This window comes from Pedobacter sp. NEAU-ZC8, from assembly GCF_059278965.1.
The window spans coordinates 113,097-135,258 of record NZ_JCAJXC010000013.1 but is presented as its reverse complement, the minus strand read 5'-3'; the positions used below and the strand labels follow the sequence as shown (position 1 = coordinate 135,258).

The 22,162-nt window shown below is 43.5% G+C and carries 19 protein-coding genes; 8 read left to right on the top strand and 11 right to left on the bottom strand.

The features are described from left to right. Window positions 1–6: 6 nt before the first annotated feature. A complete protein-coding gene (locus AC5WJX_RS12005) occupies window positions 7–3,141 on the top strand; it encodes a peptidase MA family metallohydrolase (protein ID WP_494484711.1) in 3,135 nt (1,044 codons plus the stop codon). Between the two features lie 66 nt (window positions 3,142–3,207). Here the strand turns inward: AC5WJX_RS12005 and AC5WJX_RS12000 are convergent, their stop codons facing one another. Then, entirely contained in the window at window positions 3,208–3,558 is a 351-nt protein-coding gene (locus AC5WJX_RS12000; protein WP_440432112.1) for a GIY-YIG nuclease family protein, read from the bottom strand. 133 nt (window positions 3,559–3,691) lie between these two features. Between AC5WJX_RS12000 and AC5WJX_RS11995 the strand changes: the two genes are divergently transcribed. Both AC5WJX_RS11995 and AC5WJX_RS11990 read left to right on the top strand, forming a co-directional pair. After that, the gene (locus AC5WJX_RS11995; RefSeq protein ID WP_494484710.1) at window positions 3,692–4,471 is read left to right on the top strand and encodes an XRE family transcriptional regulator; all 780 of its coding nucleotides are present in this window, start codon (window positions 3,692–3,694) and stop codon (window positions 4,469–4,471) included. 81 nt (window positions 4,472–4,552) lie between these two features. Then, on the top strand, window positions 4,553–4,978 hold the full coding sequence (locus tag AC5WJX_RS11990; RefSeq protein ID WP_440432116.1) for a DUF4890 domain-containing protein: 426 nt from the start codon (window positions 4,553–4,555) through the stop codon (window positions 4,976–4,978). A 59-nt stretch (window positions 4,979–5,037) separates the two neighbouring features. Here AC5WJX_RS11990 and rplT read toward each other — a convergent pair whose 3' ends face one another. From rplT to AC5WJX_RS11950, 8 genes are all read right to left on the bottom strand, one after another. After that, complete coding sequence (rplT, locus tag AC5WJX_RS11985) at window positions 5,038–5,382, bottom strand: 50S ribosomal protein L20 (protein ID WP_110826920.1); 345 nt, start codon at window positions 5,380–5,382, stop codon at window positions 5,038–5,040. Window positions 5,383–5,459: 77 nt separating this feature from the next. After that, window positions 5,460–5,660 (bottom strand): 50S ribosomal protein L35, encoded by a 201-nt coding sequence (gene rpmI / locus AC5WJX_RS11980; protein WP_188627389.1) that lies wholly within the window; start codon window positions 5,658–5,660, stop codon window positions 5,460–5,462. A gap of 25 nt (window positions 5,661–5,685) precedes the next feature. Continuing rightward, complete coding sequence (infC, locus tag AC5WJX_RS11975; protein ID WP_188627390.1) at window positions 5,686–6,255, bottom strand: translation initiation factor IF-3; 570 nt, start codon at window positions 6,253–6,255, stop codon at window positions 5,686–5,688. A 13-nt stretch (window positions 6,256–6,268) separates the two neighbouring features. After that, window positions 6,269–8,194, bottom strand: coding sequence for a threonine--tRNA ligase (gene thrS / locus AC5WJX_RS11970; RefSeq protein WP_494484709.1), 1,926 nt, complete (start codon window positions 8,192–8,194; stop codon window positions 6,269–6,271). A gap of 416 nt (window positions 8,195–8,610) precedes the next feature. Continuing rightward, the gene (locus AC5WJX_RS11965; RefSeq protein ID WP_494484708.1) at window positions 8,611–9,348 is read right to left on the bottom strand and encodes a (Fe-S)-binding protein; all 738 of its coding nucleotides are present in this window, start codon (window positions 9,346–9,348) and stop codon (window positions 8,611–8,613) included. Continuing rightward, window positions 9,345–10,652, bottom strand: coding sequence for an MFS transporter (locus tag AC5WJX_RS11960; protein WP_494484707.1), 1,308 nt, complete (start codon window positions 10,650–10,652; stop codon window positions 9,345–9,347). Before AC5WJX_RS11960 ends, AC5WJX_RS11965 begins: the two co-directional genes overlap by 4 nt. Beyond that, window positions 10,652–11,377: a head GIN domain-containing protein gene (locus tag AC5WJX_RS11955; protein ID WP_494484706.1), complete on the bottom strand. Its 726-nt coding sequence runs from the start codon at window positions 11,375–11,377 to the stop codon at window positions 10,652–10,654. The genes AC5WJX_RS11960 and AC5WJX_RS11955 overlap by 1 nt, the downstream gene beginning before the upstream one ends. 50 nt (window positions 11,378–11,427) lie before the next feature. Continuing rightward, window positions 11,428–13,320: a RecQ family ATP-dependent DNA helicase gene (locus AC5WJX_RS11950; RefSeq protein WP_494484705.1), complete on the bottom strand. Its 1,893-nt coding sequence runs from the start codon at window positions 13,318–13,320 to the stop codon at window positions 11,428–11,430. Between the two features lie 71 nt (window positions 13,321–13,391). Between AC5WJX_RS11950 and AC5WJX_RS11945 the strand changes: the two genes are divergently transcribed. The 4 genes from AC5WJX_RS11945 (at window position 13,392) to AC5WJX_RS11930 (ending at window position 18,237) form a co-directional block, all read left to right on the top strand. Beyond that, window positions 13,392–16,640 (top strand): amidohydrolase family protein, encoded by a 3,249-nt coding sequence (locus AC5WJX_RS11945; RefSeq protein ID WP_494484704.1) that lies wholly within the window; start codon window positions 13,392–13,394, stop codon window positions 16,638–16,640. 72 nt (window positions 16,641–16,712) lie between these two features. Continuing rightward, window positions 16,713–17,135 (top strand): secondary thiamine-phosphate synthase enzyme YjbQ, encoded by a 423-nt coding sequence (locus AC5WJX_RS11940; protein WP_494484703.1) that lies wholly within the window; start codon window positions 16,713–16,715, stop codon window positions 17,133–17,135. 92 nt (window positions 17,136–17,227) lie between these two features. Further along, on the top strand, window positions 17,228–17,869 hold the full coding sequence (locus AC5WJX_RS11935) for a SatD family protein (RefSeq protein ID WP_494484702.1): 642 nt from the start codon (window positions 17,228–17,230) through the stop codon (window positions 17,867–17,869). Then, window positions 17,866–18,237 (top strand): hypothetical protein, encoded by a 372-nt coding sequence (locus tag AC5WJX_RS11930; protein WP_440429648.1) that lies wholly within the window; start codon window positions 17,866–17,868, stop codon window positions 18,235–18,237. Before AC5WJX_RS11935 ends, AC5WJX_RS11930 begins: the two co-directional genes overlap by 4 nt. A gap of 10 nt (window positions 18,238–18,247) precedes the next feature. Here the strand turns inward: AC5WJX_RS11930 and AC5WJX_RS11925 are convergent, their stop codons facing one another. Beyond that, window positions 18,248–19,957: a patatin-like phospholipase family protein gene (locus AC5WJX_RS11925; protein ID WP_494484701.1), complete on the bottom strand. Its 1,710-nt coding sequence runs from the start codon at window positions 19,955–19,957 to the stop codon at window positions 18,248–18,250. A 74-nt stretch (window positions 19,958–20,031) separates the two neighbouring features. Continuing rightward, window positions 20,032–20,613 (bottom strand): MiaE family protein, encoded by a 582-nt coding sequence (locus AC5WJX_RS11920; protein WP_494484700.1) that lies wholly within the window; start codon window positions 20,611–20,613, stop codon window positions 20,032–20,034. Window positions 20,614–20,727: 114 nt separating this feature from the next. Between AC5WJX_RS11920 and AC5WJX_RS11915 the strand changes: the two genes are divergently transcribed. Continuing rightward, window positions 20,728–21,963: a glycosyltransferase gene (locus AC5WJX_RS11915; RefSeq protein ID WP_494484699.1), complete on the top strand. Its 1,236-nt coding sequence runs from the start codon at window positions 20,728–20,730 to the stop codon at window positions 21,961–21,963. Window positions 21,964–22,162 lie beyond the last annotated feature (199 nt).

Genomic DNA, 22,162 nt, shown 5'->3' with positions numbered 1-22,162 from the left:
GCGTGTATGAAAATAACAGGTACCTTTTCTAAAATTGCTACTGCAGCAATTATGATCAGCTTTATCGGGTCCACTGGACTTAAAGCACAAAGCTTTGGACAAAACCGGGTAAGGTATAAAAATGAAGATTTCAAGGTGCTTCAGACACCAAATTTTGAGATCTACTATTACCTTAAAAATGAAAAGTTCATCAGGAAGTATGCGCAGGACGCTGAAACCTGGTACAAAATGCACCAGTCCGTATTTAGAGACACTTTCCAAAAAAAGAATCCGATCATCCTTTATAACAACCATCCGGACTTCCAGCAAACCACAGCTTTGAACGGCGAAATCGGCATTGGTACAGGTGGTGTGACTGAAGCACTAAAAAACAGGGTGATTATGCCTGTAATGGAGCTGAACAATCAAACCCGCCATGTTCTTGGGCATGAGCTTGTACATGCTTTTCAATACCACACTTTACTGGAAACGGATTCCCTGAGCCTTGAAAACGTAAGCCAGGTACCCCTATGGATGGTGGAAGGTATGGCAGAATATATGTCTATCGGCAAAACAGATGCATTCACATCCATGTGGATGCGGGATGCCTTGCTCAACCGTGACATTCCCTCACTTAAAGACCTCACGAATTCGAACAGGTATTTCCCCTATCGATATGGGCAGGCATTCTGGACCTTTGTTGGCTCGACCTACGGAGACAGTACGATCGTTCCCCTGCTTAAAAATACAGCAAAATACGGTTATGAGAATGCACTGCGGTTTACCTTGGGCTTTGATGACAAGGCACTTTCCGGACTATGGAAGCAAGCAATCGAGGCGCACTACCGTCCGATGCTAAAAACAGATAGTAGCCAGGTTAAAATACGAGGTACAAAAATTGTTGACAACAAAAACGGAGGCAACATGAACGTAGCCCCGGCAATTTCACCGGATGGCAAGTTCCTGGCATTCCTCTCCGAAAAGGACCTGTTTGGAATCGACCTTTTTCTTGCAGATGCGAAGACCGGAAGAATAATTAGAAAACTTAGTAGCCAGGCTACAAATACACACATCGACGACTTTAACTTCCTCGAGTCTGCCGGTGCTTGGTCTCCGGACAGCAAACGTTTTGCGTTCAGTATTTTTAGCAAAGGGAAGAATCAGCTGATGATTGTAGATGTAAACAAAGGCAAAACTTTGTTACAGAAAGATATGGGCGAAGTTGAGCAATTCGGCAATCTCACCTGGTCGCCAGATGGGAAATCAATAGCATTTTCCGGAATGGTTGAGGGGCAAAGTGACATCTTTGCGTACGATCTCAACGCGGAGAAAGTAGAGCGTTTAACAAATGATGCGTATTCTGACTATGCACCAAACTACTCGCCCGACGGCCAATACATTGTATTCTCATCAGATCGTGCGGCAATGGAAAAGGGACTTAAAGCGGCGAACTACCCACTAAATCTTGCCTTGCTTAACCTGTCGGACAAAAGCGTTAGAAACATTGAAATTTTTGAAGGCGCCAACAACCTGAATGCAATCTTCTCCGGCGATAGCAAACGTATTTTCTTCCTCTCAAATCGTGATGGCTTTCGAAATCTCTATGAATACAACCTGGAGTCTGCTACAATAAATCAACTCACCGATTATTTCACTGGAATTAGCGGTATAACAGAATTTTCACCAGCAATTACGGTATCCCGAAATGACGAAATCATCTATAGTTATTACCGGTCACAACGGTATACACTGTACAATGCTTCACTCAGTAACTTCAATATTAAAAGTGTAAACGCCGATGATGTCAATTTTAGTGCTGCCGTCCTTCCTCCGTTTGAAAATGCTGGGGTAACAACCGTAAACAAGAATTTGCAGAACTTCAGCAACTATGAACAGGTGCAGCCGGATTCACTGGAAGTCATTCCTTACAAACCTAAATTCAAGCTTGATTATCTTGCAAACAGCGGCGTTGGTGTCTCGACAAGTCGGTTTGGAACTGGCGTACAGGGTGGAATTGTAGGTATGTTCAGCGATATCCTCGGTAGAAATCAGATCATAGCAAACCTGTCAATCAACGGGGAGATCCACGACTTCGGTGGTTTGGTGGGCTACATCAATCAAGCAAACCGCATCAACTGGGGCTTCGCAGTATCACATATTCCCTATATAACGGGCTTTCGGGATATCGCAGTCGAGGAGCTGCCAACGGATGACCCAAATACTAAAATTCCGGTTTATAATGAGCGCACGAACATCATCAGGACGTTTGAAAATCAGGCACAATTATTTGCAGCATACCCCTTCAACAAAGTCCACCGGTTTGAAGCTGGAAGTGCCATATCCAGATACAGCTATCGTGTAGACCGCTGGAGCAACTACTACCAGAATTTGGATGGCTATGTTGGTGGATATCTTGGTTCAGACCGCAAGCATATTCCTAGCGAACAAGCAAGTCAGGAGTTGGGTATAAGTCTTCGCTCATTTAACATATTTCAGGTTAATGCCGGCTTTGTGGGTGATAATTCCATCTTCGGGCTAACTGCACCTTTAGATGGATTCAGATACAGAATCTCTGGCGAACAATATTTTGGTGATTATCAGTTCAGCGCCGTAAACGTGGATTTACGAAAATATGTACGTACCAAGCCGGTGACCTTTGCTGCTCGTGCATTCACCTATATGCGTTTGGGCGAAGACGGCGAAAACCTCTATCCACTATATGTAGGCTACCCATATCTGATTCGCGGATATGAAGCCAATTCATTTTACAACAGCGATAATGCTCAAGTTGGAACCTTTGATATCAACCAACTATCGGGAAGCAAAATGGCTGTATTCAACTTTGAGATGCGTTTACCATTTACAGGGCCGAAACAACTTGCTCAGATTCCATCAAGATTTCTGATTTCAGACTTGAACCTCTTCTTTGATGCCGGTTTGGCTTGGGACGAATATTCTACTGTATCATTCAAAAGTCAACCAAGTGGTGAGCTGCTTGAAAATGGCCGTCCGAGGGAGCGTGTACCTGCGCTAAGTGCGGGCATATCTCTTAGGGTAAACATGTTCGGGTATTTTGTATTGGAACCATATTACGCTTTCCCATTCCAGCGAAAAGATGTTAAAGCCGGTGTATTCGGATTAACCTTCGCTCCTGGCTGGTAACCATAGGCCATACCAAACAAGAACACTACAAAGCATGCGAATCCAAACAAGGGTTCGCATTTTTTTTTAAGAGAGCATCCCCATCGAAAGTTTAACCTGATTGTTGATCGGCTTGTTAACCATGATATGCTCAAAATCCAGACCGATAGTCAGATCAATCCAGTCCGGATTACATGACCTTACCAGGCGCTCCTTTTGCATTCTTGTAAAACGGCTAACAACTTTGAAACGGCTCAGGGCCTGTGCTTCAGTTTTAAACTCTTCAAAATATACTAGTCTCGTTAACTGCATGCCACTGTCAAAGAACAAACTCGGCATGGTTTTATAAAAGTCAAGTGTCTTAATTAGGTCCGAACTCATTCCAACATGAAGACTGGTCCTGTTACGGTCGGTTACGATGTAAACAAATTTTTTCATCTTATTAGGCTTAACGGTTACAACTAATTAAATTAGTATACCTCTTTGCTAAACAAATAAATATTACTAACTTTATTGGTACAATAATACTAACTATTTTAGTATAAACAAACATTTTATAAACTTTTATTTTATGTCGAATATTTCGTCTAACCTGAAATACTTAAGAAAGAAAAAAGGAATGACCCAGCAACAATTTGCTGATGCACTGGGCATTAAACGTTCATTGGTCGGCGCCTATGAGGAAGACCGTGCAGAACCGAAATACGACTTACTAAAAAAAATAGCAGACTTCTACGAATTTACCATTGATGAGTTCATTAATGAAACCATCAATGATAAGTGGAAACCAAAAACAAAAGCACAGGGAGCCAACCTGCGGGTGCTTAGTATTTCCGTAGATAAGGACGATAATGAGAACATCGAACTGGTACCTGTAAAAGCCAGTGCCGGTTATCTTAATGGCTTTGCAGATCCGGAATACATCCGCGAGTTGCCGAAGTTTCAACTTCCAATCCCGGCTTTAAAACAAGGAACATTCCGCGGCTTTGAGATCATGGGTGATTCCATGCTCCCTATCCAACCGGGCAGCATCGTTGTTGGAGAATACCTGGAGAACTGGTCTGAGATTAAACCCGGGGAAACTTATATCATCATCAGCAAAAATGAGGGCGTAGTCTATAAACGTGTAGGGAACAAGTTCAAAGAGAACAAAGAGTTAAAGTTGATTTCAGACAACAAGATGTATGATCCTTATACGATCGCATCCGATGATATTCTGGAGATCTGGAAAGCGAAGGCTTACTTTACCACCAGCCTACCGGAGGCGACAGCCGACCCATCTATGGAGACACTTACACAGATGATGGCTCAGATGCAGAAATCCTTGCAGAACCTGAACAAAAGCAACTAATCCGAAGCCTTAACATTTTTTAACATTTAAGCATTAAACTTATCTGGAGTTACATGATCTATTCTTTAAAACAACTTACAAATGAAAAAGATCGTATTAACATTAGCTATAGCAGTAAGCGCATTTACTGCAAGCTACGCACAGAAATCAGAAAGAGGCCCTGTTACACCTGAGCAGAGAGCTGAAAGAGTAGCAAGCCAATTGAAAGAAAAACTTGCATTGACCGATGCGCAGAAGACTGAGGTTTATAAGATTGAAGTTGAGAAAGCGAAAAAACAAGATGAATGGCGCAAGGAACGTGTGCAGGAGATGAAAAAGGTTGCTGAAAACCGGAAGGCCGAAATGAAAGACAGCGAAGACAAGCTTGCTAAAGTTTTAACTCCAGAGCAGAAAGCTAAATACGAGTCTCTGAAGGCTGAACGTAAAGATAGAATCAAAGATCGTCAGCACAGAAAAGGACGCAACCCTGGTCAGGTAAGACCATCCTCAACTAAAGAGAATTCTTAAAATGAAGACATAAAAAAAGGGAGCAAATTTGCTCCCTTTTTTTATGTAATAGCTGGAAACTATTTTACTGCATCAATAACAGCTTTGAAAGCTTCCGGGTGATTCATTGCTAAATCAGCCAATACTTTACGGTTTAAACCGATATTTTTTGACGCTAATTTACCGATCAATTGAGAGTATGAAATACCGTGTTGACGAGCTCCAGCGTTGATACGTTGAATCCATAATCCACGGAATTCTCTTTTCTTAACCTTACGGTCACGGTATGCATATTGCAAACCTTTTTCAACCGTATTTTTAGCGATTGTGAATACTTTACTTCTTGATCCCCAATAGCCTTTGGCCATATTAAGGACTTTTTTCCTTCTTCTTCTCGAAGCTACTGCGTTTACCGAACGTGGCATAGTTGTGTTGTGTTTTGATAAGCGGTGTTGCGTTTTTCAGCAAACTTACTACCGGGTACCTGGTTAGAAAAATTTAATTATTTACCGATTGCAAGCATTCTTTTTACGTTGCCCATATCTGCAGCCGAAACCATACTGGTGTGGCTAAGATTGCGCTTACGCTTCGTTGACATCTTGGTTAAGATGTGGCTTTTGAATGCATTCTTTCTTGCGATTTTACCTGTTCCAGTAAGCGAGAAACGCTTTTTAGCACTGGAATTGGTCTTCATTTTTGGCATAACCTGTTATTATTTATGTTAATTATTATTTTTTAGCAACTTTCGGCGCCAGTGTCAGAAACATACGCTTACCTTCTAACTTCGGTAGCAATTCCACTTTGCCGATATCTTCTAAAGCCTGTGCAAACTTAAGCAAAAGAATCTCTCCTTGCTCTTTGTAAACAATAGCTCTTCCTTTAAAGTGAACGTATGCACGTACCTTTTCACCATTCTCCAGGAAACTAATGGCATGCTTCAGCTTAAACTGAAAATCATGATCATTGGTATTTGGTCCGAAACGGATCTCCTTAATTACAGTTTGCTTTGCATTGGATTTAATCTCCTTCTGCTTTTTCTTTTGTTCGTAAACAAATTTGCTGTAATCAATGATTCTGCATACAGGAGGTACTGCATTTGGAGATATCTCCACAAGATCCAGCTCTAATTCATCAGCTAAGGCCAAAGCTTTTGACAAAGGATAAATCCCTGGTTCAACATTATCTCCAGCTAATCTAACCTCCTGCGCTCTGATATACTGATTAATATTATGTTCTGCTTCTTTTTTCTTAAAAGGAGGACGTGGTCCCCTATTAAATCCTGGTCTGCCTAATGCCAAATGTGTATCTTATTTAAATTGTTATTTCTTTTATTAATAATTCACCAAATTCCTGAATGGTCATCTCGCCTAAATCCCCAGCGCCATGTTTCCTTACTGCTAGCTTTCCTTCGGCCATTTCTTTCTCGCCGATAATTAGCATATAAGGTAACTTCTTAACCTCAGCATCTCTGATCTTTCTTCCGATCTTTTCATCACGAAAATCAATCAATCCGCGAATATCCGAATTATTTAGCTCATCTAAAACTTTTTTCGCATAATCTTCATATTTTTCTGAAATCGGAAGAATGATAAACTGTTCAGGAGATAACCAAAGCGGAAAATTACCAGCGCAATGCTCAATCAACACCGCAACAAATCGCTCCAATGAACCGAAAGGTGCACGGTGGATCATTACTGGCCGGTGTTTTTGATTATCGCTTCCGGTATATTCCAGCTCAAAACGCTCCGGTAAATTATAGTCTACCTGAATCGTTCCCAACTGCCATTTCCTGCCTAAAGCATCTTTAACCATGAAATCAAGTTTCGGGCCATAAAATGCCGCTTCACCGTATTCTATAACTGTTGGTAGGCCTTTTTCCTCCGCTGCTTCGATAATGGCGGACTCCGCCATCTTCCAGTTCTCATCTGAACCGATGTATTTCGTCTTATTGTCAGGATCTCTTAACGAAACTTGCGCAACGTAGTCATTGAAGCCAAGTGACTTGAACACATACAATACCAGGTCAATAACTTTCTTAAATTCTTCTTTCACCTGATCTGGACGGCAGAATAAGTGTGCATCATCCTGAGTAAAGCCCCTAACCCGGGTTAAACCATGTAATTCGCCACTTTGTTCGTAACGGTAAACGGTACCAAACTCCGCGAAGCGTAAAGGAAGATCTTTGTAAGAACGTGGTTTCACCTTGTAAATCTCACAGTGGTGTGGGCAGTTCATTGGTTTTAACAGGAACTCCTCTCCTTCCTGCGGTGTTTTAATGGATTGGAAAGAATCCTTACCATACTTATCCCAGTGTCCGGAGGTGATGTATAGATTTTTATGACCAATGTGCGGCGTAATTACCTGCTCATAGCCGGACTTCGATTGTGCTTTCGTTAAAAATTGAACCAAACGCTCCCTTAAAGCGGTACCTTTTGGCAACCACAGTGGCAAGCCCGCACCTACTTTTTCTGAAAAGGCAAATAATTCAAGTTCTTTACCCAGTTTCCGGTGATCACGCTTCTTAGCCTCTTCAATCATTTGAAGATATTCGGTAAGCTCACTTTGCTTTGGATAAGTTACACCATAGATCCTGGTTAGCTGCTTTTTAGTCTCGTCTCCGCGCCAGTAAGCACCTGCAACATTCATCAGCTTTACCGCCTTGATAAATCCCGTATGCGGAATGTGTGGCCCACGGCATAAATCGGTAAATGCACCTTGTTTATAAAAGGTGATTTTTCCGTCTTCCAAACCTTCCAGAAGGTCCAGTTTATACTCGTCACCTTTTTCCTTGAAGTAGTTTATAGCATCATTTTTTGCAACTGCTGTCCGCTCAAAAACCTCTTTTTGCTTCGCAAGTTCCAGCATCTTGCTTTCGATCGCCTTAAAATCATCCGAGGAAAACTCACGATCTCCAAAATCCACGTCGTAGTAAAATCCCGTTTCGATAGCGGGACCAATACCAAACTTTGTACCTGGGTATAGTGCTTCAAGCGCTTCTGCCATAAGGTGCGCAGAGGAGTGCCAGAAAGTAGACTTACCTGCATTATCATTCCAGGTAAGCAGCTTTATGCTAGCATCACTTTCAATTGGGCGGGAAGAATCCCAGACCTCACCATTTACTTCGGCTGCTAAAACGTTTCTAGCAAGACCTTCGGAAATTGATAAAGCAATCTGATGAGCGGTTACACCGCTTTCGTAAGACCGGACAGAACCGTCCGGGAGTGTAATATTAATCATCTACAACTATGATTTTTAGGTTAAAAATTTATCTCATAAATCACCTACAATGTGATCTTAATGGACAAAGTTAGATTAATATTTAATATCTCTCCTACCTGTTCAAAAATTCAAGAAAGTTGGAATCGGTTAAACATTGACCAGCCAATCACAAGGGGTTGACAAGGCGTTCATAAGGCTTTAGCCTTGTCAACCCCTTGTCAACCCCCTGTTAACCCCTTGTCAACACCATGCCAACCAGATAGTGTAGTATACTGGTATTTGTTTACAGTGGAAAGTCTGTTTACTATATGTTGTTTACAATTAATGTTTATCTCGGGACGTAGTCACTAGAGTAGATGAATGAATTCTATTCAGGCTAGCGCATAAAAAAACCCGGTATGCGCTACCGGGCCAAGTAAGTTGGAATTTAAATGCTAGTATTCCGTACTCTCTAACCAGCCGTTAGCCAATACATCCGCAAGATGCATGGTCTTTAAGGGAATATTGTTCTTTTCGATGTATCCTTTTAGATGGAGCAGACACGAGTGGTCTGTCGATATGATGTAATCAACATCCTGCTCGAGTGCATTATTCACCTTCTGCTCGGCCATTGCTGAAGATATCGAGTCAAATTTCACGGAAAAAGTACCGCCAAAACCGCAGCACATATCTGTATCGCGCATCTCCACCATTTCGAGTCCGATTACCTTCGACAATAACTGCCTTGGCTCCTCTTTAATTTTGCATTCGCGCAAACCACTACAGGAATCATGGTAAACCGCGCGCCCGCCAAGCTCTGCCCCAAAATAGTCGCGCTTGAGGACATTAATCAGGAAGTCTGAAAGTTCGAAGATATTACTCTGAATGCTTCTGCATCGATTATGAACGTTAGAGTTGGTGAATAGGTCGTTAAAACCAGATTTAACCATCCCTACGCAGGATGCAGATGGTGAGACAATATATTTGGTATCAGAAAAATCATTGAGGAATTTGTTACCGATCACTTTTGCTTCTTCCCAGTATCCCGCATTATACGCAGGCTGTCCACAACAAGTCTGACTGGAATTATAGCTTACCTCACACCCTGCTTTCTCCAGAACCTTGACCGTATTAAAGGCAGTTTCAGGATATAATTGATCTATAAAACAGGGTACAAAAAGTTCTACTTTCATTTTGATGTATATAATGGTCGTGATGCCTTTTTAAGGGCCAGCAAAAATACCAATCCTAGGGCAAAAAACAGGGTCAGTGCGATAACGGAGTTTCGCATGTTGCCGGTTAGCTGCTCAATGTAAGCGAAACATGCCAATCCTGCAACAATGGCCAGCTTTTCAGTAACGTCATAAAAGCTAAAAAAGGATGCCGTGTCGGGTGTATTTTCGGGCAGGAACTTGGAATAGGTTGAGCGTGAGAGCGATTGAATACCACCCATCACCAATCCTACTACACCAGCGAGCAGATAGAACATTTCAATAGAGTTCACGAAATAAGCAGCGATACAGATGCCGATCCAAACGACAACTACAAACAAGAGCACCTGCACATTGCCATATAATTTGGAAAGTTTCGACATCAGGTTTGCGCCAGCGATCGCCACCAACTGAATGATCAGTATCGTAATGATCAGACTTGAAGTTGGAAGCTGTAAGACTTTGGCGCCGAAACCAGCAGCTGCTAACATCGTTGTTTGCACACCCATAGCGTAAAAGAAAAATGCCAGCAGAAACTTCTTTAATTGCGTCATGTTCTTCAGTTGGCGCCAGACCTTGGCAAGTTCTGCAAAGCCACTCGAAATCTTACGCTGCACATCCACATTGAAATTGGGACTTCCCTTTGGTAGCACAAAAAAGGGAATTTGTGCAAATACAATCCACCAGAGCCCCACCAGGAGAAAAGATAATCTTGGAGGGAAACTGGCATCCGAGATGCCGAACCATTCTGGTTTAAGGACAAAAACCAGGCATATCAGTTGTAACACTACACTACCCACGTATCCATAAGAAAAGCCCTTTGCGCTTACCGCATCCTGGCGGTCAACGGAAGCAATCTCGGGCAAGTAAGAGTTGTAAAACACGAATCCTCCAGCATAACCGATTGCAGCAAGCGCAAAGCAAATGACGCCAAGTTCAAGCGTTTCCAATTTAAAGAAGAACAGTAAACAGCATGAAATTGAGCCAAGCCAGGTGAACATTTGCATATAGATCTTCTTATTGCCCCTGTAATCCGCAATTGAACTAAGCAAGGGCGAGATCAACACGATGATCAGGTAGGCAAAGGCAAGCGCATAGTTACTCAGTGCCGTGTTCACCACATTCCAGCCGAAGAAGGATACCCGATCACCCTGTGCCGCGGTAGTCGTAATTGCAGTGAAGTAAGCCGGGAAAATCGTTGAAGTAATCACCAGATTGTAGGCCGAATTCGCCCAGTCGAACATGGCCCATGCCCGGATGACCTTCTTATTATCCTTGATTTCCACTAGTTAACTTTTTCCAGTTTGGATGTTCCGGATTTCTTATCCGATACGTTCTTTGGATTTCCTTTATAGTAGATGGTGCTGGACCCGCTGGTTTTCACCTTAAGATCATTCAGTACATTGATATTCGATTTTCCTGTACCTTGGATATCAATATCATATTGAGCAACAACAAAGTCAAAGGCATTTAACTCAAGTACACCTTTGCTATCAAGTTCGTGCGCTCCGGCCTGTCCACTTAAGGTTAACCTTGCCGCACCGTCACTTTCAGTTTTAACTTTACCAGCATATAGGTTAAGATTTAGTTCGGTTGCACCCGAAAGCTTCATATCGATATCTCCAACATGCAAGGAACCTTCACTATAAACTTTGCTTGCACCGGCAGCTTTGATCTCCGTCAGTGCACCGACACCGGCATGTATAACAATAGAGTCAGCGCCGCAGTACTGCATTGGATCTAAAGAAACCTTAAACTTTTCGCCGCTAACCGTGGTCTTGATCTTGTCTATGATACTGGAGTCGGCCGAAACCGCTAGCTTGAATGAACTATCCTGACGAAGGACAAGCTTTACAGGTCCATCGATCTCAATTTCATCGAAGGGTGAAACCGTGATATCTCTGACGATGTGGTCTCCGGAATCCTCGATACATTTAGATGAACATCCGGCAAATGAGATCGCTGCCACGAGCAGCAGGCTGAACTTGTGTTTTAGGAGAAATTGTTTCATTTTTTTCTATTTATGGTTCATATATAGTAACAACTAATTTTCAGGAAAGGTTACAAGTAATAGTTCTTACCATCGGTTTTAATCTTTCCTGCGTCTAAAAGATTGCGAATTTGTTTTAAGCGATCCGCTTCGGTTCCGGTTTTCAGTGCCAGTACCAAGGCATCCAACGTGTGTGGATCTGATTGCAACAAAGTTGCGATTTCGAACGAGATTTTTTCTTCAAGTTCATCCAGGTCCTGCTGCTTTTTCTCGGCTACGCAGATGTCACAAAGTCCACATTTGTCTGCAGCAGGCTCGTCGAAATAAGCCAGCAGCTGCACACTCCGGCATAGTGGCGTAGCGGCATAAGCAAGTACAGCTGCAATCTGGTCTTCCTGAAGCTTCTTCCTAAGTTCTATGTAGCGCACATCGATGTCCATGTGCAGCTGATCTACCCTCGGCACAACAAACTGTAACTGCGGTTTGTCGGTTTGTGGAAGATAAGATATGATTTCCTGCTCCTCTAATTTCCGGAGCATGTTTATGACCGTTTGATAGGACACCTTTAACCTGCCTGCAATTTCATTTTCATTGACCTTCACGTACTGATCGAAGGATCCGCCATAAGCACGAAGTACGGTCTTAATCAAAGGGTCATATCCGGCATTTTCTATCTGAAAGCGGTAAACGTCTTCGTGGCCTTGAATAAACATCAAACGGGATTGCAAGAAAATATTCTCCGACAAGGTGAGGTATCCGTCATGCTCCAGAAACTTCAACGCAGCAATCGTTTTAAGCACGCTAAGATTAAATCGTTTGCAGAAATCTGCCAGATCAAAGGGAAAGCTTAGCCCCTGCCCGGCCCCATAAGCAAGCTGGTAGTAGCTACCAAGGTAATGATAAGTCTTTTTGATGTCTTCTGGTGTCGGAAAGCTATCGGCATATTTGGACTGTAATGCCAGGCGATCTGATTTATTTGCGAGTAATACCGCGAAAGCTTTGTGTTCATCCCGGCCGGCACGGCCAGCCTCCTGGTAATAAGCCTCTAGGCTCTCTGGCAGATCCAGGTGCACAACAAAACGTACATCGGGCTTATCGATCCCCATTCCGAAAGCATTTGTTGCAACCATTACCCGGATCTTATTCTGCTTCCATGCTTCCTGCCGCGTGCTCCGCTCATTTTTCTCTAGTCCTGCATGATAGAAGTCGGCGGCAATGCCTTTACGCTGAAGGAATAGCGCCACTTCAGTCGTTTCACGCCTGTTGCGAACATAAATAAGTCCGCTGCCTTTAACATTTTTCAGGATGTCTAGCAGCTTGCCATATTTGTCTTCAAGGTCCATAACCACGTAACTCAGGTTTCTGCGGGCAAAGCTCTTAACGAAGATCTGAGGATCGCGAAGTTCAAGTTTCTCCACAATATCTTTGCGTACAAAACTGGTTGCTGTAGCCGTGAGCGCAATCATGGGGACATCCGGGTGGATCTCACGCAGATCTTTTAACAACAGGTAAGGCGGACGGAAATCATAACCCCATTGAGAGATGCAATGTGCTTCGTCAATGGCGAAGAGGTTAACTTTCATGTAAGATAACCGTTCTTTAACTAGAGTAGAAAGCAGACGTTCCGGGGAGAGGTATAGGAACTTGATGTTGCCGTAAATGCAGTTATCCAACAAGATATCGATTTCCCGCTTACCCATTCCAGCGTAAATAGCCACCGCCTGTATGCCTTTGGCTTTAAGGTTTTCTACCTGATCCTTCATCAGAGCGATGAGTGGAGAAACAACAATACAGATCCCTTCTTTTAACAAGGCGGGTAATTGAAAGCATAACGATTTACCACCACCTGTAGGTAACAGCGCCAGCGTATCTTGTCCGTTCAAAACAGCATCAATAATGTCTTCCTGTAAAGGTCTGAAAGTATCGAAGCCCCAATATTGCTTTAAAAGCTCGGTTTTATTCATAAAGGTCCCGATCAAAACTATAAAAACGAAGCGATATTATTAAATTGCCCGCTCATAAATCGATTTAAAATATGCGTAAGACCTTACTAAGTGTTTTAATTATTGCTGCTGCTCATCCTGCATTTTCGCAGGATAAAAAAGAGGCTCCAAAATGGGACGTTGAGAAGTTCCGCGGAACGACAAAGAATTTCACCATCAATACCGACGAAGGAACCTGGATGAACCTGGATGTTAGTCCTGATGGAAAAGACATTGTATTCGACATCCTTGGTGATATTTATATTATGCCAATATCAGGCGGAACGGCTAAACTACTAAGTGGTGGTGCTGCATTCGATGTGCAGCCGCGCTTTAGTCCAAACGGCCGGTATATTTCATATACCAGCGATAAATCTGGAGGCGATAACATCTGGATCATGAACCGGGATGGCGCAAACAAACGGCAGATTACAAAGGAGAGTTTCAGGCTGCTGAATAATGCAACCTGGATGCCTAATAGCGAATATATCGTAGCACGAAAGCACTTTACTGGCACCCGTTCTTTAGGTGCAGGAGAAATGTGGATGTACAACATCAACGGCGGTGATGGTGTGCAGCTTACGAAGCGAAAAAATGACCAGCAAGATGCGGGTGAACCGAACATTTCGCCCAACGGCAAGTTCCTTTATTATAGTGAAGATGTTACGCCAGGGCCGACTTTCGAGTACAGCAAAGATCCAAATGGCACCATTTACGCCATCAAACAACTTGACCTGAATACAGGCAAGACCATAGACCTGATCAAACAACAGGGCGGTGCTGCAAGACCACAGATCTCCCCGGATGGTAAGTTGATGGCTTTTGTGAAGCGGGTTAGGTTAAAATCTGTACTCTACATTCAAAACATTCAAACTGGCGAGGAGTCTCCGGTTTTTGATGATCTAAGTAAGGACCAGCAGGAAACCTGGGCAATATTCGGGGTATATCCGAACTTCGCCTGGACGCCGGATTCAAGAAGCCTGGTCTTCTATGCTAAAGGAAAGATTAAAAAAGTTGACCTATCCTCCCTTGCGCTGGCAGAGATTCCATTTCAGGTAACAACAAATCAGTCCGTGCAACAATCCCTGCATTTTCAGCAGCAGGTATTCACACCGGAGTTCAACGCTAAAATGATCCGGCAGTTAACTACTTCACCGGATGGCAAAATGGTTGTTTTCAATGCAGCAGGCTTTTTATACAAGAAAGAGCTGCCAAATGGCACACCAGAGCGCCTGACTAACGGTCTTGATTTTGAATTTGAACCATCATTTAGTCCGGATGGTAAGTATGTGGTATATACCAGCTGGAGTGATGAATTTAAAGGCTCGATAAAACGTGCTGATGTACGTTCGGGACGATTTACCACGCTTACAGACGAGAAAGGATTCTACTACTCTCCATCTTACTCCAGCAGTGGTGATCGCATTGTTTTTAGAAAGGGTCGTGGCAATGATGTGCTGGGACATACTTTCGGCAGAGGCGGCGGTATTTACGTCATGTCTGCGAATGGTGGTGCGAAGACCTTAGTCTCCGAAAGTGGCATAAAGCCGAAGTTTAACGCCGATAACAGACGTATTTTCTTCCAATCTTCTGAGAACGGCAAAAAGGCTTATAAGAGCATTGGCGTAAATGGTGGCGGGGAAATCACCCACTATACTTCAGGTTATGCCACGCAGTTTGAGCCAAGTCCAGATGGTAAGTGGATAGCGTTCACAGAGTTCTTCAACGTCTACCTCACGCCTATGGTATTAACGGGCAGTCCACTTGACCTTTCCTCTGGTAATAAATCCATTCCACTAACCCGTTTAACTAAAGACGCAGGATCCTACATTCACTGGAGCAATGATAGCAAGCGTCTTTTCTGGACTTTAGGTGAGCAATATTATGCACAAGACATTATAAATGCTTTCTCTTTCGTAGAGGGCGCTTCAGGTCAAAGGGAAGTTGCACCTGACAGCCTTTCTGTAGGGTTAAAGCTCAAAGCTGATGCACCTACTGGAATGATCGCACTTACGGGTGCTCGCATCATCACCATGAAGGGCGACGAGGTTATAGACAATGGTGCCCTGCTGATTGAGAATAACAAGATTGTCAGCATTGGAAAAGCTGCTGATGTTAAAATTCCGGAACAAGCTAAAGTTGTAGATCTGAATGGAAAAACCATTATGCCTGGAATGGTGGATGTGCATGCACATTTACGTACGAGCCCGGATGGCATTAGTCCGCAGACAGATTGGTCTTACCTTGCAAACCTTGCTTTCGGTGTAACCACTGCACATGATCCTTCAAGTAACACCGAAATGGTGTTTAGTCAGGCCGAGATGTTGAAAGCTGGCAGGATGATCGGTCCGAGGCTTTATTCTACCGGCTCGATTCTATATGGTGCAGATGCAGACATGAAAGTAGTAATTAACAGTCTGGACGATGCACTTTCCAGTCTTCGCAGACTAAAAGCTGTTGGGGCATTCTCGGTTAAATCTTACAATCAACCTCGACGTGAGCAGCGTCAGCAGGTGCTGGAGGCGGCAAGACTATTAAAAATGGAGGTGGTGCCTGAAGGAGGTTCAACGTTCTTTACAAACCTGAACATGGTGATAGACGGGCATACAGGCGTTGAACATAGTCTTCCAGTAGCCCCTGTTTACAAGGATGTGCTTGGCTTATGGAAGAATACTCAGGTTGGTTATACCCCTACTTTAATTGTGGCTTACGGAGGCCAATGGGGTGAAAATTACTGGTATGACCGCACCAACGTTTGGGAAAATGAAAGGTTACTTGCTTTTACGCCACGATCAATTATCGATGAGCGTTCCAGGAGAAGAACCACTTCGGAGTATGGCGATTACAACCACATTGACATATCTAAAGCAACGAAGCAGCTTGCTGACGTGGGTGTAAAGGTTAACCTGGGCGCCCATGGTCAGATTCAGGGGCTCGGTGCACATTGGGAGTTGTGGATGCTTGCACAAGGTGGCATGTCACCATTGCAGGCGATCCGTGCGGCAACCATCAATGGGGCAAGTTACTTAGGCATGGAAAAAGAGATCGGTTCTCTTGAAGTCGGTAAGTTGGCAGACCTTCTGGTAATGGATGCAAATCCTCTTGAAGATATCCGCAATTCGGAGAAGATCAAATACGTGATGATCAATGGCAGGCTTTATGACAGCATGACCATGAACGAGCTGATCTCAAGAGAAAAGATCAGAGGTAAAATGTGGTTTGAGATGGGTAATGGCAACAGCTATTCCCTACCATCAGGGCCATCAGAAACCTGGACTTTCACTGTTCCCCAATGCGATTAATATAACAACCAAAACGAATTGGCCTTGAGAATTGTTCTTAAGGCCAAATTTGTGTTATACAAAATTAACAATATGAAAATGTTTCAGCGGGCGATAACGCTTAGATCTTACCCAAGAGGGTTCCACTTAATTACGACTGAGGTGTTGCAGGCTTTTCCAGAGTTGCAAGAGATTCAGACTGGAATCTGTCAGGTTTTTATACAACATACATCGGCTTCACTTACCATCAACGAGAATGCTGACCCTACCGTAAGATCTGATTTCAAGATGTACTTTGACAAAATTGTTCCAGAAGAAGACCCGAACTATAAGCACGACGACGAAGGGCCTGATGATATGCCTGCACATTTGAAAAGCGCTCTTTTAGATACCAGCTTGACCATTCCTGTAACGAGAGGCCGGTTAGCCTTAGGCATATGGCAGGGGATTTACCTATGTGAACATCGAAATCATGGTGGCCGGAGAAATCTTGTCATTACAGCATGGGGCATATAGCGTTTCACTTTTAATGACATAAAGCTTTCTATTTCACTTTTTATGACATAAACTACTTTATTTCATTATTTTTGACATAACAATTGCCAGAAATGAAAAGAAGAGACCATATAATCCTGATGGCTGATATCGTCGATAGCCGAAAAAGTGACCAGAATGAACTCATGAGCACATTTAAAAAGCTTACCGCCGAAGTAAATCTAAAGCACAAAAAAAAGCTGCTCTCTCCAATAACCATCACCCTTGGTGACGAATTCCAATGTATAGTAAAAGACATTTCCAAAGCCGTAACACTAATCCTAGAGCTGGAAGAAAAGTTGGTTGTTAGTCAGGCAGGATTCAGATTGAGATATGTGTTATATGAAGGCATAATAGATACGCCAATTAATCAGGATATTGCATATGGCATGCTTGGTGAGGGCCTTACCAAAGCCAGGGAAGCCCTCGAAAACTCCAAGCAAACCAACAACAGGTATAGCTTTCATCTGCGCAAACAGCAGGCAGCAGCGGCCCTGACAGCAAGCTTAAGTATTTACCAAAGTATAACAGACGACTGGAAATTAGAAAAGGATCATGCCCTGATTAGCAAGTTTATTGAACTACAAGATTATAAGTTAGTTGCTGCAGCCCTGGGAAAGACAAGATCTCAAATTTGGAAAAGGCACAAGAATTTAAAAATAGAACCGTATTTTGCAGTTAAACAGGTAACGCAATACATAGCTGATCAGGCATGAGATTATTAATTATAATAGCCGTGATGGCTGTTTGTGAAATATTACTTTGGTTTATTTTCTCGGTAGTCGCAAAGTTCTACTACAAGAAAACAGAAATAGACTTAGAGTCCTTGTTCAAAGGTTGCCTGGAGCGACTCTTCCTCGCTTTATTCCTGTACAACGATCTGCCACATGCCCTGACTGTATTCAGCGCACTTAAAATAGCCACTCGCCTGAAACACGAGGAAAGACATGAGGAAACCCAACGGTTTAACAACTATTATCTGATTGGCAATCTAATCTCGGTAAGTATGTCCTTATTTTATCTGTTTCTATGGAACCACGCTGGCACCATTGACGCAGGACTGGAAAAACTCTTTTCAAAATAACCGGACATTATTACTGAAGCGGTTCTTTAAGTTGAACCAAAAACATGGGATCAGTACGAAACATAGCCCAGTGAGACAAACATTGTTTGTATAAGGCTTCAATATCTTCGCGTACCTGCGGATCGAGGCTGGCATATTGCTGCTCATCCTTAGCATACTTCAGCTGTTCTATGTAGAGCATCAGGTTGAAACACATGGTCATCTGGCCGGTTGCCACCAGCTTCTTCAATATATTATCCAACTTTTCCTGTTCGGTAAACCACAAGGTTGTGCCGAAAGCTGCGGCCTCCTCAACCACCGCTTGAATAGCGGGGCCAACATCAGCATCATAATTCCCCGTAAAAAAGCCTTTCCGCATTTTAGCGCCACTATTTGCGCCCGTCAGGTTTTCCCGGGTAAGACATTTGATCAAGGTGGAAACCCTTCGAAACTGATACGTATCCTCCTCATAGAGCCTATTATAATTTAGGCGGCGTACAACTTTCAGGAATACACTGCTGAGCAGTGTTAGCAGCGAATTTACCCGGTCCATGATCAGTGGCTCAGCGCGGTGTACAGATAACTCGTCGATATCAAAATTTGCAAGCCGCTTCAGGTAAAATGCTGGTATATGATCCCTGATTTTAAATAAAAGCCTAAACAGTATAGACTTAAGCTTCTTTTTAACCACAAACCGGGCACCAAGGAAGAGCAAGGCAAATACGGCAACAGTCCAGCAAACACCAGCCAGCCAGTTTGTACCAAAGCCAAAAAGGAAAGGTGCAAATATGCCAAGGCAGGCTACAGCCCGAAGCAAAAGGCTCCCGATGTGGTCAAACCGTTCTGCACGATGTTTCAGTGTTCGTAACGTAAGTGCTCGAAAGCCGGTCTTGGGTTTCTCCTTAAACGGGACAAACGCCTTCATATCCGGAGAAGCAACATCAGAAAGAATGATCAGGTCGAAGTAAGGCTGTTCTGAATTATCTTTATACCGGAGGATACTGTCTATCCCCTGGTTGTCATAGATTCCACCATCCATAATACCCAAAGGACTGATACCTGCAGCGGCATTCATCGTTGCCATGTCCTCCAGATGCGGAGACTCTGCATGTACAAAATCATCAGGCCAGCACATCGGCTCAAATCCACCAGGAAAACAGGACGAACTTGCCATTACGTCTGAAAGTTTAACCTCCCGGAGCATCCTGACAGGAATACGGTTGTAATAATTTCCGGAGTAGCTCCATTCCGTATTTCGAAAGCGAAAGTTTACGGCATTCTCAAATTCCGTACAGTTGAAGACAACTGCTTCCAAATGAGATTTCATCTCATCGAACACCTGCATCAAGGCACCCTTGGTAAAGGCTTGATCATACTGCTCCGCAAAAACATTAATCAAATTTTTCCGCTTAAAAGTATAAGGCCATGTTGCTGTGGGGTTCAGCTTGTCGATACCAGCGTGTAAAAGATCTATATTGATCAGCCGCTCTAAAAGAAAATGATAGACTTCGTCAAAAGACTTGCCCTCCTGTTTCATTAAAGCATATACGACCCCAGTGATAGAGCCACCCGAAACAGTGGAAATAAGTTTCACCTGCTCCAGCAAGGGTGTGGCCCCAAGTTTAACATGATTCAGGTAGGACATGGTGCCCAAATGAAATGAAGCAGCGCGATAGCCACCGCCGGAACAACTCAGTGCAATTTTCCCGAACGGCTTTTCAGGTAGCGGTATGTTTCCCATAGGATGATTTTAGTTCACATTGCCTTACCCTAATTTAGCAAATAAAAAAACCCGGTGAAAGCCGGGTTTAATACTTAGCCGTGAATGGCTTCTTTAGTACCGAAACTTTGGATCAATTCTCCTTCAAATTCCAGCCATTGCTTCCATCTTTTATCAACGTCTACATCAATTGTATATTTACGTGCAAAGTTCAAAAATGTGGTATAATGGTTTGCTTCCGAGACCATCAGGTCGTAGTAGAACTTGGCCAGCTCGGCATCCTTGATGTTCTGCGAAAGCACCCTGAAGCGCTCACAGCTTCGGGCCTCAATCATTGCTGCAAACAACAGACGATCAATGAATGCAGTGTTTCTGCTACCATCTTTTTTGCTGAACTTGATGAGCTTACCTACATAATCATCCTTGCGCTCCCGCCCCAAAGTATATCCCCGTTGCTTGATGATGTCTATCACCATCTGAAAGTGCTGCATTTCCTCAATTGCAATTGCCGTAAGTTCTTCGACCAGATCCATATGCTCTGAATTATTGGCGATTAAGCTTATCGCATTGCTTGCAGCCTTTTGCTCACACCAGGCATGATCAGTTAAGATCTCTTCGAGATTAGATTCTGCAATGTTTGCCCAACGAGGGTCGGTAAGTAATTTTAATCCCAGCATGTCTGTGTATGTTTATACCGGCAAAATTAGGAATAATCGCCTCCATTTGAAATGCTTGAATATAAAACTGCTGAATGCATGGATGAAAACTCCTTACTTTGCGCAAATTAAGCTATGCAAGAGAAAAGGGTTCTGATAATAGGATTAGTTTGGCCGGAGCCAAATTCCTCAGCTGCCGGTACCAGGATGATACAACTGCTGCAGCTCTTCCTGGACAACCAGTATGAGATGGTATTTGCCTCTGCGGCACAAAAAAGCGAATTCAGTGTTGACCTAAAAAGCCTGGGTGTCCTGGAGGAAGGTATAAAGCTAAATGACGATTCCTTTAACGACTATGTACGTAATCTGCAGCCCCATGTAGTCATATATGATCGCTACATGATTGAGGAACAATTTGGCTGGCGGGTAAGACAAGAATGCCCGGATGTTTTAACCATCCTGGACACCGAAGATTTACATTGCCTGCGAGCTGCGCGACAACAGGCTGTGAAAGCGGGCAATATGGATCAAGCCGACCTATACAACGATACCGCCAAACGCGAGATTGCTTCCATCCTACGTAGTGATCTATCGCTTATTATCTCCGAGGTCGAAATGGACTTGCTGGTTACACAGTACGGAGTAGACCGATCCTTATTGCACTACCTTCCATTTTTAGAGCCGCCGATAACAGCAGAAGTTCAGCAAACATGGCAGGCTTTCGAAGATCGTGAAGGTTTCCTCTTTATTGGTAACTACCTGCACGAACCGAATTGGCATACGCTACAGGTGTTGAAATCGGAGGTTTGGCCCTGTTTAAGCAAACACCTCCCGGGTGTAAACATGCACATCTATGGCGCTTATCCCGGTCAAAAGGTGATGCAGCTGCACAATCATAGGCAACGCTTTTTGGTCCATGGACGTGCCGATAACGCTGCAAGGGTGATGTCAGCACACCGGGTCCTGCTTGCACCTATTAAATTTGGCGCCGGACTCAAAGGCAAGTTTATTGATGCCATGCAGACCGGAACACCAACGGTGACGACCAGCATTGGCATGGAAGCTATGGCAGGCACCTTGCCCTGGAATGGCATCGTGGCCGATGATATGACTAATTTTTGCAGGGCGGCAGCCAGATTGTACAACGATAAAGCCGCTTGGATGCAAGCCCGGGAAAACGGCGCAACGATAATAAACGCCCGGTATGCACAGACACTATTTGGGCCGCAGTTTATGGAGGCAGTAGAAGTGTTAAAAAGCAATTTAGCGCAACATAGGAGAAATAACTTTATTGGCCAGATTTTGCAACACCATACGTTGAACAGCCTGAAATATATGTCGCTCTGGATCTCGGAGAAAAACAAACGCTAGCGGTGCCACGCTGAAACTTGATCAATCATACCTTCCGTAGCAATAGCTGCAGAATCCCTGTTGCTTCATTTTCAAATAACCTGCTTGTACTAAGCTTCTATGTAGCATATAGACACAGTATAAAATCTTAACTAAGAACAGTTAACTAACGCGCTTAAACGATAACTACAGTGCGCTGTGATTAGCATATAGGCATTAT